This is a genomic window from Actinocatenispora comari (assembly GCF_017312725.1).
GTDB lineage: Bacteria > Actinomycetota > Actinomycetes > Mycobacteriales > Micromonosporaceae > Actinocatenispora > Actinocatenispora comari.
Genome location: NZ_BOPO01000130.1, coordinates 35,055 through 48,407 on the forward strand (window position 1 = coordinate 35,055; position 13,353 = coordinate 48,407).

General features: G+C 73.3%; 13 protein-coding genes. 5 read left to right on the forward strand and 8 right to left on the reverse strand.

The annotated features are described in order from the left end of the window. Positions 1-3: 3 nt before the first annotated feature. A complete protein-coding gene (locus NUM_RS32315; protein WP_207128722.1) occupies positions 4-474 on the reverse strand; it encodes a MarR family winged helix-turn-helix transcriptional regulator in 471 nt (156 codons plus the stop codon). Between the two features lie 106 nt (positions 475-580). On the opposite strand from NUM_RS32315, the gene NUM_RS32320 reads away from it, so the two are divergent. After that, on the forward strand, positions 581-1,429 hold the full coding sequence (locus NUM_RS32320) for an NAD(P)H-binding protein (RefSeq protein WP_207128723.1): 849 nt from the start codon (positions 581-583) through the stop codon (positions 1,427-1,429). Positions 1,430-1,460: 31 nt separating this feature from the next. On the opposite strand, the gene NUM_RS32325 is transcribed toward NUM_RS32320, so the two are convergent. The 4 genes from NUM_RS32325 to NUM_RS32340 form a co-directional block, all read right to left on the reverse strand. Continuing rightward, the gene (locus NUM_RS32325; RefSeq protein WP_207128724.1) at positions 1,461-2,018 is read right to left on the reverse strand and encodes an LOG family protein; all 558 of its coding nucleotides are present in this window, start codon (positions 2,016-2,018) and stop codon (positions 1,461-1,463) included. 1 nt (position 2,019) lies between these two features. Continuing rightward, entirely contained in the window at positions 2,020-2,853 is an 834-nt protein-coding gene (locus NUM_RS32330; protein WP_207128725.1) for an LOG family protein, read from the reverse strand. Positions 2,854-3,033: 180 nt separating this feature from the next. Continuing rightward, on the reverse strand, positions 3,034-4,104 hold the full coding sequence (dapE, locus tag NUM_RS32335) for a succinyl-diaminopimelate desuccinylase (protein ID WP_207128726.1): 1,071 nt from the start codon (positions 4,102-4,104) through the stop codon (positions 3,034-3,036). 43 nt (positions 4,105-4,147) lie between these two features. After that, the gene (locus NUM_RS32340; protein ID WP_207128727.1) at positions 4,148-5,893 is read right to left on the reverse strand and encodes an ABC transporter substrate-binding protein; all 1,746 of its coding nucleotides are present in this window, start codon (positions 5,891-5,893) and stop codon (positions 4,148-4,150) included. Positions 5,894-5,987: 94 nt separating this feature from the next. On the opposite strand from NUM_RS32340, the gene NUM_RS32345 reads away from it, so the two are divergent. From NUM_RS32345 to NUM_RS32355, 3 genes are all read left to right on the forward strand, one after another. After that, a complete protein-coding gene (locus NUM_RS32345; protein ID WP_207128728.1) occupies positions 5,988-7,946 on the forward strand; it encodes a S9 family peptidase in 1,959 nt (652 codons plus the stop codon). A gap of 57 nt (positions 7,947-8,003) precedes the next feature. Continuing rightward, positions 8,004-8,999 (forward strand): 2,3,4,5-tetrahydropyridine-2,6-dicarboxylate N-succinyltransferase, encoded by a 996-nt coding sequence (gene dapD, locus NUM_RS32350; protein WP_207128729.1) that lies wholly within the window; start codon positions 8,004-8,006, stop codon positions 8,997-8,999. Between the two features lie 86 nt (positions 9,000-9,085). Further along, a complete protein-coding gene (locus tag NUM_RS32355) occupies positions 9,086-9,796 on the forward strand; it encodes a class I SAM-dependent methyltransferase (RefSeq protein WP_207128730.1) in 711 nt (236 codons plus the stop codon). A 36-nt stretch (positions 9,797-9,832) separates the two neighbouring features. On the opposite strand, the gene dapC is transcribed toward NUM_RS32355, so the two are convergent. Then, a complete protein-coding gene (dapC, locus tag NUM_RS32360; protein ID WP_225918998.1) occupies positions 9,833-10,936 on the reverse strand; it encodes a succinyldiaminopimelate transaminase in 1,104 nt (367 codons plus the stop codon). 11 nt (positions 10,937-10,947) lie between these two features. Further along, positions 10,948-11,274 (reverse strand): ferredoxin, encoded by a 327-nt coding sequence (gene fdxA / locus NUM_RS32365; protein ID WP_225918999.1) that lies wholly within the window; start codon positions 11,272-11,274, stop codon positions 10,948-10,950. Positions 11,275-11,455: 181 nt separating this feature from the next. On the opposite strand from fdxA, the gene NUM_RS32370 reads away from it, so the two are divergent. Continuing rightward, complete coding sequence (locus tag NUM_RS32370; protein WP_225919000.1) at positions 11,456-12,436, forward strand: GNAT family N-acetyltransferase; 981 nt, start codon at positions 11,456-11,458, stop codon at positions 12,434-12,436. Positions 12,437-12,852: 416 nt separating this feature from the next. On the opposite strand, the gene NUM_RS32375 is transcribed toward NUM_RS32370, so the two are convergent. Next, positions 12,853-13,320: a hypothetical protein gene (locus tag NUM_RS32375; protein ID WP_207128732.1), complete on the reverse strand. Its 468-nt coding sequence runs from the start codon at positions 13,318-13,320 to the stop codon at positions 12,853-12,855. Between the last annotated feature and the right edge of the window lie 33 nt (positions 13,321-13,353).

Consider the following 13,353-nt stretch of genomic DNA (forward strand, 5'->3'; position numbering starts at 1 on the left):
CGGTCAGCGATCGGCCAGCGGTGGGCCGTCCCGGTCCGTGGACGCGGTCGGCTCGGTCAGCAGCGCGGTGGCGGTGTCGTGCACCTTCGTCAGGGCGGACAGCAGCGCGGCCCGCTCGTCGCCGGTGAGCCCGGCGGTGACCTGGTCCTCGAGCTGGCGTCGGGCCGCCTCGACGGGTTCCCGCAGGGCCTGGCCGGCGTCGGTGAGCCAGAGCCGCACGAGGCGGTTGTCCCGCTCGTCGGGGCGGCGGGTGATCCAGCCGGCGGTGACCATCCGGCCGGCCATCTTCACCACCGCCGGGGTGGTGACGCGGACCGCGGCGGCGATCTCCCCCGGGGTACGGCCGTCGCGTTCCCACAGCGCCGCGAGCAGGTGGTCCTGCCCGAGGTGCAGGCCGTGCCGCTGCATCGCCGCCTCGGCCAGCGCCCGCAGCGCCTTCGAGGTGCGGCCGTGCAGGTCCAACAGTTCGGGCATCGGTACCTCCGCGGCGGCCCGGGTGAGCGTTGACGCGATGTCGTTAACCGGTTATCGTTCTGCTCCGAGGGACGTCATTAACCCGTAAACGATCTGGGGACTGCTCATGCTACTGGTCACCGGTGCCACCGGAAACGTCGGCCGAGAACTCGTCCGTACCCTCGTCGAGCGCGGCGCGGAGGTCCGCGCCCTGGTGCGCGACCCGGCCCGCGCCGCCACGCTGCCGGACCGCGCCGAACGAGCGGTCGCCGACCTGGACGACCCCGGTACGCTCGCCCGCGCGTTCGACGGGGTCGACCGGCTGTTCCTGCTCACCCCCGGCATCGGGCTGACGCACACCGAGCACGCGGTGGCCGCCGCCCGCGCCGCCGGGGTGACCCACGTCGTGCAGCTCTCCTCGTACAACGTGCTCGGTGATCCGATGCCGGCGATGGGCCGATGGCACCACGAGCGGGAGGAACTGCTGCGCGCGTCCGGGATCCCGACCACGGTGCTGCGGCCCGGCGGGTACATGACGAACGCGTTCGACTGGCTGCCGACCATCCGCTCCGGCGGGTACGTGCTCGACCCGGTCGGGCCGGGGCGGTTCGCGCCGATCGATCCCGCCGACATCGCCGCGGTCGCCGCACTGGCGCTCACCGAGGACGGCCACGCCGGCGCCGCGTACACCCTGACCGGCGAGCAGACGTTCACGGTGACCGAGCAGGTCCGGGTACTGGCCGCGGCGCTCGGCCGGGACATCGCGATCCGGCCGATCGGTACGCCCGCCGAGACGGTCGCCGCGCGCTTCCCGCACGGTGCCCCACCCGCGCTCGCCGAGGCGATCGTCGAGGGGTTCGCGCAGCTGCGTGCCGACACCGTCGGATTCCGTACCGACACGGTGCGCACGCTGCTCGGCCGCGAGCCCGCCACCTTCGCCGACTGGTGCCGCCGCAACGCCCACCGGTTCGGCTGACCCGGCGGGCGCCGATCCGCGGCACCCCGGGTCAGTGCGGGCCGGCGGCGAGGGCGGCCTCCAGCACGTCGACCGCGGCCGGTACGTCGTGCACCACCCGCAGCAGGTCGCGGGCGTCGGCCGACAGGAACCTGTCCCGGACCAGGGTGTCCACATAGGACATCAGGCCGTCGTAGAAGCCGTCGGGGGACAGCAACGCGATCGGCTTGTGGTGCAGCCCGAGGTGCCCGGTGGTCCACACCTCGAACAGCTCGTCCATGGTGCCGACGCCGCCGGGCAGGGTGAGGAACGCGTCCGCGGTGGCGATCATCCGGTTCTTGCGCTCGGCCATGTCGGTGGTGACGACCAGCTCGTCGGAGCCGACGTCGGCGATCTCCCGGCCGTACAGCACCTCCGGGATCACGCCGTAGGTCCGGCCGCCGGCCGCGCGGCAGCCGGCCACCAGCGCGCCCATCATGCCGACGCTGCCGCCGCCGGACACCAGCAGGTGGCCGCGCCGGGCCAGCTCGGCGCCGGTGTCGGCGGCCAGGTCCAGGTAGGTCTTGCTCACCAGCGTGGACGAACCGCAGAACACCCCGATCGCGGCCATCTCAGCCCTCCACCGGCGGCTCGGTGGTGTGCGGGTCCGGCTGCCGGGCGTCGCGCGCCTGGTCGCTCTCCAGCACCCACGCCACCGCCTCGTCGACGTCGTCGGTGACCCGGACCAGATCCAGGTCGGACGGGTTGATCGTGCCGGCTGGCACCATCGTGTCGCGCAGCCAGTCGAGCAGCCCCTGCCAGTACGAGCGGCCGAGCAGGATGACGGGGAACCAGGTGACGCGCTTGGTCTGCACCAGCGTCAACGCCTCGAACAGCTCGTCCATGGTGCCGAACCCGCCGGGCAGCACGCAGAACGCGCTCGCGTACTTGACGAACATCGTCTTGCGGACGAAGAAGTACCGGAAGTTGATGCCCAGGTCGACCCAGTCGTTGAGACCGTGCTCGAACGGCAGCTCGATGCCCAGGCCGACCGCCGTGCCACCGGCGAGGCTCGCGCCCTTGTTCGCCGCCTCCATGGCGCCGGGGCCACCGCCGGTGATCACCGCGTACCCGGCCCGGGCGAGCGCGGCGGACAGCTCCTCGGCCATCCGGTACTCCTCGGTGCCCGGCTTGGTGCGGGCCGAGCCGAACACGCTGACCGCCGGGCCGAGCTCGGCCAGCGCGCCGAACCCCTCGACGAACTCGGACTGGATCCGCAGCACCCGCCACGGGTCGGTGTGCACCCAGTCGACCGGCTCGCGGGAGTCCAGCAGGCGCTGGTCGACCATGCTGCGGGGCAGCGACGCGCGGCGCAGCACCACCGGGCCGCGCTGCCAGCTCGGCCCCTTCACCGACCGGTCCCGATCGGTCGGCCGCCCCTCGTCCACCCCGGATCCGTCACTCATGGCCTCCACGTTAACCAGCGGGAGACCCCGACGCCGGAACCACCCGCCGACCGTCTCACCGGCACGCCCGACACCCGCATCGCGCCGCGTCGCCCGCGTGTCGTGCGACTCGATCGTGCGCGGTACGGGGGGGAAGCCGCTCGGCGGCCGGCGCGATCGACGTGGCCGGGCGCCGGGTGGTCAGGAGAGCCAGCGGCGGAGCGCCTCGGCGCCGGCCCGGATGCGCGGGATCTCGACCCGCTCGTCCCGGGCGTGCGCGACGTTCGGATCGCCGGGGCCGTAGTTGAGCGCCGGGATGCCGATGGCGGCGAACCGGGCCACGTCGGTCCAGCCGAACTTGCCGCGCGGCTTCGTACCGATCGCGGCCAGGAACTCCGCCGCGGCCGGCTCGGACAGCCCGGGCAGCGCGCCGGGCGCCGAGTCGGTGATCTCGATGTGCACCGGCAGCCCGGCGAACACCTCGCGCACGTGGGCGTGCGCCTCCGCCTCGGTACGGTCCGGGGCGAACCGGAAGTTCACGTCGATGGTGCACTCGTCCGGGACGATGTTGCCGGCCACCCCGCCGGCGATGCGGACCGCGTTCAGCCCCTCCCGGTACTCGCAGCCGTCGATCACCACGGTGCGCGGCGAGTACGCCCGGAGCCGGTCCAGCGCCTCGCCGGCGGCGTGGATCGCGTTGCTGCCGAGCCAGCTGCGGGCCGAGTGCGCCCGCACCCCGGTGGTGGTCAGCCGGGCCCGCATCGTCCCCTGGCAGCCGGCCTCGATCTCGCCGTACGTGCCCTCCAGCAGGATGGCGAAGTCGGCGGCGAGCCAGTCGGGCCGGGTGCGGGCGATCCGGTTCAGGCCGTTGCGCTCGGCCTCGACCTCCTCGCAGTCGTAGAACAGGTACGTGACGTCGTGCCGCGGCGCCGGCAGCGTCACCGCGAGGTGCAGCGCCAGCGCGTCACCGGACTTCATGTCGCTGGTACCGCAGCCCCACAGCACGTCGCCGTCCACCCGGGCCGGCAGGTTGTCCGCGATCGGCACCGTGTCGAGGTGGCCGGCGAGCACGACCCGCCGCTCCCGCCCCAACTCGGTACGGGCGCAGAGCACGTTGCCGTCACGCTGCACGGCCAGGTGCGGCGCCGAGCGCAGCGCCCGTTCGACGGTGTCGGTGATGCGTTGCTCGTCGCCGGACACCGACTCGATGTCCACCAGCGCCCGGGTCAACGCCACCGGATCGGCCAGCGTCTCGCTACTCAAACTGTCCACCGCCGCACCCTACGTCAGCGGCCGGTCCCCCGGCGCCGACCGGTCACGACCCCTTGACGTAGACGTCGGTGAAGACGGGGGTGGCGAGCACCTTGGAGAGGACCACGCCGCCGACCCGGGATCCGTTGACACCGACGAAGTTCGAGTCGTACGCCGGAACCGCCGCGGCGGTGTCCGTGACGATCTGCTGGTCGAGCCTGCCCCACTGCGACGCGGCCTGCGCGAACGGCAGCGCGTTGATCCGGTCGATCTGCTTGTTCACCGCCGGATCGTTGAGGTAGGAGGTGTCGGAGTTGCCCTGCGGTTGCAGCCCGCGGCCGTCGAACAGCGGCGGCAGCACGGTCGACCCGCTCGGCCAGTCGGCCGCCCAGTTCGCCAGGTAGAAGTCCCACGGGTTGTCCCGCCGCTGCTGGCTGGAGTAGAACGTGGCCGCGTCGATCGGCGACAGCGAGATCCGGAAGCCCGCCTTCTCGAACGCCGCCTTCACCACCGTCGCCTGCTTCTGCCCCTCGGCGTTGTTCTCGTACCCGTACACGAGCTTGGGGTGCTTGCCGCCCAACAGTTTCCGCGCCTTCGCCGGGTCGCCGTTCGGCCCGGACGGGTACGCGTCGTACTGGTGGTAGCCGATCGTGGCCGGCGACAGCATCGTCGTGGTGGGGCTGCCGCGCAACGGGCCGCCGACCACCTGCACCAGCCCGGCCCGGTTGATCGCGTACTCCATCGCCTTGCGCACCTGCAGATCCTTGACCCGCTGGGTGTTGATCGCGAGGTACTGCACGAACGAGGTGAGGCCCTTGGTGCTGCGGGCCGCGACGTCACCGGTGACCTTCGACAGCAGCTGCTGCGGCACGCTGTTCTGCGAGATCGAGTACCGCGCGTCGCCGGAGTCGGCGATCTCCTGGTTGGCCTGCAACTCGTCGGTCAGCCCCATCTTGACGACCAGCTCGTCCGGGTAGGCGTGCCGGATCGGGTCGGTGGCCGGATCCCAGTACTTGTTGCGCACCAGCGTCAGCTTGCTGCCCTTGGCATAGCCGGCGATCCGGTACGGCCCGGACGAGAACGGCGCCAGATCGTACTTCTGCCTGGTGTCCCTGGCCTTCGGCACCGGCACGGTGGTACCCATCGACGCCGCGAACGGCAGGTCGCAGTGCGGCTTGGCGAACGTGAACGTCAGCGTCTGCCCGGCGACCGTGACGCCGGGCGGCACCGCCGCTCCCCCGTCGTACGGCCCGTGGTACTTCGCGTTGTAGTCCGGCGAGTTCGCCAGCCACTGCTGGAGGTAGTGCGGCCCGTCGGCTTCGAACGAGGCGAACGAGCGGGCCACCCCGTACGCCACGTCGGCGGCGGTGATGGTGCTGCCGTCGGCGTACTTCAGGCCGTGCTTGAGAGTGAACCGCCACGTCGTGCAGTCGTGGTGCACGTCGGTACCGGGCGTGGTCGCGAGGTCACCCACCAGCGTCAGGTTGCCCTTCGAGTCCTGACGGAACGAGGTGAGCGGCCGGGCGAACTCCTGCTCGATCGCGAACTCCCGGATCGAGTACGTGCGCTGCGGGTCCAGGTGGTCGTAGTCGCTGTCCTGCAACAGGTCGATGGTGCCGCCCTTGCGCGCGCCCGCCACCGCGGGCGCCGGCCCGCGCGAGTCGGCCGGATTCGTCGCGATCCCACCGGAGATCTGCGCGCGCGGCGTCGTACCACCGTGCTCGCCGGTGTTCTTCGAACAGCCCGCGAGTGCCGTCACCGTCACCCCGAGTGCGAGCGCTGCCACCGCGAACCGGGTCGGTCGTCCCATCACACACCGCCTCACCATCGCCGAACCTCGGCGCTGGAACTTGTCTAGCATTGCCGGACAGGTCAGGAAAAGTGGGCGGCGACAGGAGCACAGAGTGGGAATCGACAGCACGACCCGCCGGATCGTCGAGGAGCACTTCACCGCGCTGTACGGCTCGGCGTTCGGCCGGCTGGGTCAGGTGCTCGCGGTGGACGCCGCACCGGACGGCCGGCGCGCCGCGGTGATCGGCGAGGTGCGGTCCGCCTGGCGGGACCGGCCCGACACGGTGCTGCACCTGGTCGACCTCGGCACCGGCGCGACGACCCGGCTCGGCAGCGGCGGCGACGTCTGTCCACAGTGGTCACCGGACGGCGCTCGGCTCGCCGTGGTCACCGCCGGCGCCGCCCGGCTGGTCGACCCGGATACCGGCGCCGACACCCCGGCTCCCGCGGTGACCGGCACCGTCGAGTACCTGCGCTGGGCGCCGGACGCGCGGCGGCTGCTGCTCGGCGTGCACCGCCCGGCATCCGGTGTCGGCGGCGGCGACGCGCCCACGGTCACCGGCACCGGCGCCGACCGGGGCGAGCGCGGCCTGTGGGTCTGGGACACCGCAACGGACTCCGTCCACCGGCTGACGGTGACCGGCGCGGTGTGGGAGGCCGACTGGTGCGGCACCGAACGGATCGCCGCGGTGGTCTCCGACCACCCCACCGAGAACTCCTGGTACACCGCCACGCTCACGCTGATCGAGGTGGCCGGCGGGCAGCGGGTCGGGTACCGGTCGGACCGGCAGCTCGCGCTGCCCGCCGGCGCGCCGGACGGCTCCGCGGTCGCGTTCGTCGAGTCCTGGTGCTCCGACCGCGGCGTGGTCGCCGGTCGGCTCAGGCTGCTCGACCCGGCCACCGGCCAGGTGTCCGATGTGGACACCCACGGCGTCGACGTCACCGACCTGCACTGGCGCGATGCGCTGTGGTACACCGGGATCCGTGAACCCGAGACGGCTGTCGGCGTGGTCTCCGGGACCGGTGTCGAGCACGTTCCGGCACGGCCGGCGGTGCCGACCGTCGCCGCCACCGCCCCGGTCGCCGGGCGGCGGTCGAGCGACGAGATCTGGTCCGGCACCGACACGATCGGCCAGTTCCTGCCGGCGCTGGCGCCACTGCCCGGGCGACGGTTCGTCGCCGTCCACTCCAGCTACACGCAACCGCACCAGCTGGTGGCCTTCGGCGAGGACGGTGGCCCGCGCACCGTGCTGGCCGCCGGGCACGACGGGGACCACCGGGTCCGGGACCGCGCCGGTACACTGTCCTATGTGGACTGGTTGGCTCCGGACGGCCTGCGGATCGGCGGTTTCCTCGCCCGGCCGGACGGACCCGGGCCGCATCCGCTGGTGCTGCATGTGCACGGTGGGCCGGTACTCGCCTTCCGGAACCGCTGGCAGCTCTCGCTTCCGGTGGTGCCACTGCTCGTCGCGCAGGGCTACGCGGTGCTGTCGGTCAACCCGCGCGGTTCCACCGGCCGGGGCCGCGAGTACGTCGACCGGGTCGTCGGCGACATGGGCGGCGCGGACGCCGGCGACCTGCTCGCCGGAGTCGACGCGATGATCGACCGCGGCGTCACCGAACCCGGCCGGATCGGCGTCACCGGGCACAGCTACGGCGGCTTCATGTCCTGCTGGCTGGTCGGCGCGCACCCGGACCGGTTCGCCGCCGCGGTCGCCGCGTCCTCGGTCACCGACTGGTACGTGCAGCACTTCGCCTCGGAGATCGGCTGGTTCGACGTGGCGTTCCTCGGCGCGACGCCGGACACGCCGGGTGGCCCGCACTTCACCCGCAGCCCGCTGTCGCTCGCGCACCGGGTACGCACCCCGACGCTGCTGTTCGCCGGGGCCGACGACACCGGCGTACCACCGGTGCAGTCGACCGAGTTCGCCACCGCGCTGGCCGAGTCGGGCACCCCGGTCGAACACGTCCGGTACCCGAACGAAGGGCACGTGACGCGCGGTCAGCGGGCGATTCTGGACCAGCACGCCCGGCTGCTGGACTGGTTCACCCGGTACCTGCCGACCGGCTGACGGTACGGTCGGCGCCTTCTCCCGGCACGCCGCCGCGGCACCGGTACGGTGGTCCGGGTGACGACGAAGCCTACTTCCGCCTGGGGTGTCGGGATCGCCACCGTCGAGGTCGACGGCACCATCCTGGACACCTGGTTCCCCGCCGCCAAGCTCGGGCTCGGCGCGCCGCCGTTCGGGGTCGAGCGCGCCGGTACCGCGCAGCTCGACGCCGCGGAGGCGGCCGAGGTGCTGGGCGGGCAGCTCGCCGCGACGCTGGGCCGCGACGAGGTCCGCGACGTGCGTACCGTCGCGGTCGCCACGGTGATCGGCGCGCTCGGCGAGCCGCCGGCCGACGCCGTCGACGGGTACCTGCGCCTGCACCTGCTGTCGCACCGGCACATCCGGCCGCACGAGGCGAACCTGACCGGCATCTTCGGGGTGCTGGCCAACGTCGCCTGGACCGACCTCGGCCCGGTCGCCGCCGACCGGGTCGACGCGGTCCGGCTCGCTGCCCGCAGCGCCGGGCACCGGCTCACGGTGTCCAGTGTGGACAAGTTCCCGCGGATGACCGACTACGTGGTGCCGACCGGGGTGCGCATCGGCGACGCCGACCGGGTTCGGCTCGGCGCCCACCTCGCCGCCGGTACCACCGTGATGCACGAGGGTTTCGTCAACTACAACGCCGGCACGCTCGGCGCCTCCATGGTGGAGGGCCGCATCTCGCAGGGCGTCGTGGTCGGCGACGGTTCCGACGTCGGGGGCGGCTCCTCGATCATGGGCACCCTGTCCGGCGGCGGTACCGAGGTGGTCCGGATCGGCGAGCGCTGCCTGCTCGGCGCGAACGCCGGCATCGGCATCTCGCTCGGCGACGACTGCGTGGTCGAGGCCGGTTGCTACGTCACCGCCGGCGCGAAGCTGACCCTGCCGGACGGCAGCACGGTCAAGGCCCGCGAGCTGTCCGGCCAGTCGAACCTGCTGCTGCGCCGCAACTCGCTCACCGGCGCGCTGGAGGCGGTGCCGCGCGCCGGCCGTACCGGCATCGCCCTCAACACCGAGCTGCACGCGCACAACTGACCGGCCGGCGGCGGAATATCGGTTACGACGAGGTGCGTGGCGTTGGCAGAATGACGGCCCCAACGCCACGTACCGCAAGGAGACCCGTGACCGAAGTCGTGTTCGGCGAGTTCGCCGATCTCATCCGTACCGTCGGCGGCGACCCGCTGATGGCCGCACTCCCCGACGTGCTGCGCGCACAGCACCCCACCGGCCCCGCCCTCGACCTCGGCGCCGGTACCGGCATCGGTACGGTGGCGCTGGCCGAGGCGCTGCCCGCCTCGCCGGTGATCGCGATCGAGCGCGATCCCGAGATGCGCACCGCGCTGCTGACCCGCCTCGCCGCCCGCCCCGACCTGCGCGACCGGGTGACCGTGCTGCCCGGCGACGCGCTCGCCGACCCCGAGCCCGGCCCGTGGGGCCTGGCGCTCGCCATCCACCTGGTCTGCCAGCTCGACCCGGACCAGCGCCGGCAACTGCTCGCGCTGCTGGCCGATCGGCTCGCCCCCGACGGCGTCGCGGTCCTGGACCGGCACTACGGCGTGGCCGACCCGAAGCCGGTGCCGGAGACGGTCAGCGCGACCGTACGGCAGGGCGACTGCGAGTACCAGCGGGTGTTCGCCGCCACCGCGGAGCCGGACCGCATCCACGCCCGCAACACGTACCGGCTGGTCCGGGGCGGGACAGTGCTCGCCGAGCGCGTCGTCGACACCACCGTGTACGCCTCGGACGAGGCCACCGTGCTGGCCGAAGCGGCGGACGCCGGCCTGCGCCACGAGTTCGCCGGCGAGCGGCTGGTCCTGCTCCGCCGGGCCTGACCGGCCGGCCCACGTCCCGGCCGCACGGCCGGAGCGTCAGCCGGTGAGCCGGTCGGCGGCAGCGGCGACGTGCGCGTCGGTGGCGGTGAGCGCCACCCGCACGTGCCGGCCGCCGGCCGGGCCGTAGAACGCGCCGGGCGAGACCAGGATGCCCCGCTCGGCGAGGAACTCGACGGTCTGCCAGCAGTCCTCGTCCCGGCTGGCCCACAGGTACAGGCCGGCCTGCGAGTGCTCGATCGCGAACCCGGCGGAGCCCAGCGCGGCACGCAGCAGCTCCCGCCGCCGGTCGTACCGCTGCCGTTGCGCGTCGACGTGCGCCGGGTCGCGCAGCGCGGCGGTCATCGCCGCCTGCACCGGCGTCGGCACGATCAGCCCGGCGTGCTTGCGCACCGCCAGCAGCTCGGCCACCAGCGCCGGGTCACCGGCGACGAACCCGGCCCGGTACCCGGCGAGGTTGGACCGCTTGGACAGCGAGTGCACCGCGAGCAGCCCGGTGAGGTCACCGTCGGACACGTCCGGATGCAGGATCGACACCGGCTGCTCGGCGCCGCCGAGCTCCAGGTAGCACTCGTCGCTGGCGACGATCACGCCGCGTTCCCGCGCCCAGGCGACCACCTTGCGCAGGTGGGTGACCGGCAAGATCTTGCCGGTCGGGTTCGCCGGCGAGTTGAGCCACAGCAACGCGACCCGGCGCGGGCCGATGGCGGTGAGCGAGTCGGCGGCCAGGCACTGCGCGCCGGCCAGCCGGGCCCCCACCTCGTACGTCGGGTAGGCCAGCCGCGGGATCACGACCAGATCGGCGGGGCCCAGCCCGAGCTGCGCCGGCAGCCCCGCGACCAGCTCCTTCGAGCCGATCGTCGGCAACACCGCGGCGGTGCCCGGCACCCCGAACCGGTCGCTCAGGTACGTCGAGATCGCGTCCCGCAGCTCCGGCGTGCCGGCGGTGGTCGGGTAGCCCGGTGCATCGCCGGCGGCGGCGAGCGCCGCCTGCACCAGCTCCGGCACCGGGTCGACCGGGGTACCCATGGACAGGTCGATCAGGCCGTCGGGATGCGCCGCGGCCCGCGCCTTGTACGGGCTGAGCTGGTCCCACGGAAAATCGGGCAGCCGCGCCGAGACGCGACCGCCCGAATGCGGCACCGGTGTCGCGCTCAGTGCGCGTTCTCCCGCGGCGGCAGGCCCACCACGACGCCGGCGTCCTTCTCGATCTTGCCGATCTTGGACGCGCCGCCGGGCGAGCCCAGGTCGTCGAAGAAGTCGTAGTTCGCCGAGATGTAGTCGCGCCACTGCTCCGGGACGTCGTCCTCGTAGAAGATGGCCTCGACCGGACAGACCGGCTCACATGCCCCGCAGTCGACACACTCGTCCGGGTGGATGTAGAGCATCCGGTTGCCCTCGTAGATGCAGTCGACCGGGCACTCTTCGATGCAGGCCTTGTCGATGACGTCGACGCAGGGCTCGGCGATGATGTATGTCACGGGTCGTCGTCCTCTCCGTTCCCGGCTGCCCGCGGTCCGCGTCGGCGCCGGCCGCGAGTCTCCGCCGCACAGCCTAGCTGCCGACCGGGCCGTCGTTCCGCCGCGGGGGTGTGGTGTCCCGCTCCCGGCGCCGGGCACCCCCGATCCGCCGCGGCCATCGATACTGCCGGATAGTAGTGCCATGCTGAGCAGCTCGGACGTGGGTCGGCGGGTGGTCGTTCGCCGCCGGGTGCAGGACGCGGCCGGCGCGCGCAGGTTCCTCGACGTCCTGGGCGAGCTCGTCGGCGCCGACGACACCGCGCTGTCGGTCCGGCCCGACCGCGGCGGGCCGGTGGTCACCGTGCCGCGGGACGAGGTCGAGGCCGCGAAGCCGGTACCGCCGCGGCGCCGCCGGGTCTCCCCGGTGCAGTTGCAGCACATCGCCGCCGCCACCTGGCAGCCGCTGCACCGCGACCAGCTCGGAGACTGGCTGCTGGGCAGCTCCGACGGCTGGACCCGGCGGGCCAACTCGGTCATCGCCGCCGGCGACCCGGGCCTGCCGCTGGCCGAGGCGATCGACGCCGTCGTCGCCTGGTACCGCCGGCACGACCAGCCGGCGCGCGCCCAGATCGTCGCGGCCGACCCGGACTCACCGACCGCCGCCGACGACCCGGACCTGCGCCGCGCCGCGGAGCTGGACGCCGCGCTCGCCGCCCGCGGCTGGCCGGCCGAGGCGCCGACGATGCTGCTCACCGCGCCGATCGACCGGCTGCGTACCGCGCCCCGGCCGGCCGGGCTGCCGCCGGTCGAGCTGTCCGCCGCGCCCACCCCGGACTGGCTCGCGATGTTCGGCGCCCGCAAGGGCCTCGCCCCCGCCGCGACCGCCGTGCTCACCGCCGGCGACACCCACTTCGCGCAGGTACGCCTCGACGGCACGCTGGCCGCCATCGGCCGCGGCGCGGTCGCCGACGGGCATCTCGGGCTCAGCGCGATCGAGGTGGCACCGCGGTTTCGCCGTCGTGGCCTGGCCCGGCACGTCCTGGCCGCCCTGGCCGACGCCGCCTTCGACCACGCCCACACCGCGTTCCTCCAGGTGGAAGACGACAACACCGCCGCCCGCGCCCTCTACTCTCGCCTCACCTTCCACCCCCACCACCACTACCACTACCGCACCGCCCCGTAACCCCGAGACCATCAACCCCGAGGCACCCAGCCCCCCCAAGCCAGCCAGGTACCCGAAGCAGCCGAGTACTCCAAGCGGCCAGGTACTCAAAGCGGCCAGGTACTCGAAGCGGCCAGGCGCTGTCCGACCACCAGCACCGGCCCCCGCCCTTCCGAGGTGGCCAGGCGGCGTCAGGATCTCGTCCCCGCTCCCCCGACGGGGGATGGTCAAGGGGGCGAAGGCCCCCTTGACGGGGAAGGAGCGCGAGGAGGGGGCGAAGCCCTCTCCTCGCATCCCCCACGCGGGCTCAAACCGCGAACAGAGGTGGCCTTCGCACCACCAGCCCGGTCGCACCTCAGCGCCTCAGGCGCACCTCAGCGCCTCAGACGCACCTCAGCGCCTCGGGCGCACCTCGGCGCACAGAGGTGCCCCCCGGTTCAGCGCTTGGCGGTACGGCGGGGCTTCGCGCGCAGCCGCTGCTCCTGGTACTTCCACGCCCGCCCGGTCCGGTCCTGCCCGACCGCAAGCACGATCAACGCCCCGACCAGCGCCCCGATCGCGCAGAGCACGAAGCAGACCCCGAGCAGCCGCAGGTAGATGGAGGCGCCACCGGCGAACGGGTCGAGCCCGACGAACAGCGGGCTGACCATCGTGGTCAGCAGGCTGCCGAGGATGATCGCGAGCCCCACCTCACCGACCACCCGAACGATCTCGTACCGCCGGGTCCACCGGAAGCCCGCGTACCCGGCGACGACCGCCATCGCGATCATCGAGTACAGGCTGGCCATGAACATCTGCTGGTCACCGTCGATGCCGGCCGCGTACACCACCACCCGGCCGATCACGTTGATCACGAACAGGGCAAGGGCGACCAGCACGACCGGCGTCCAGCGGTGACGCAACACGAGAATTACCCCTCAGTCCTCGGCGAGGCGCGC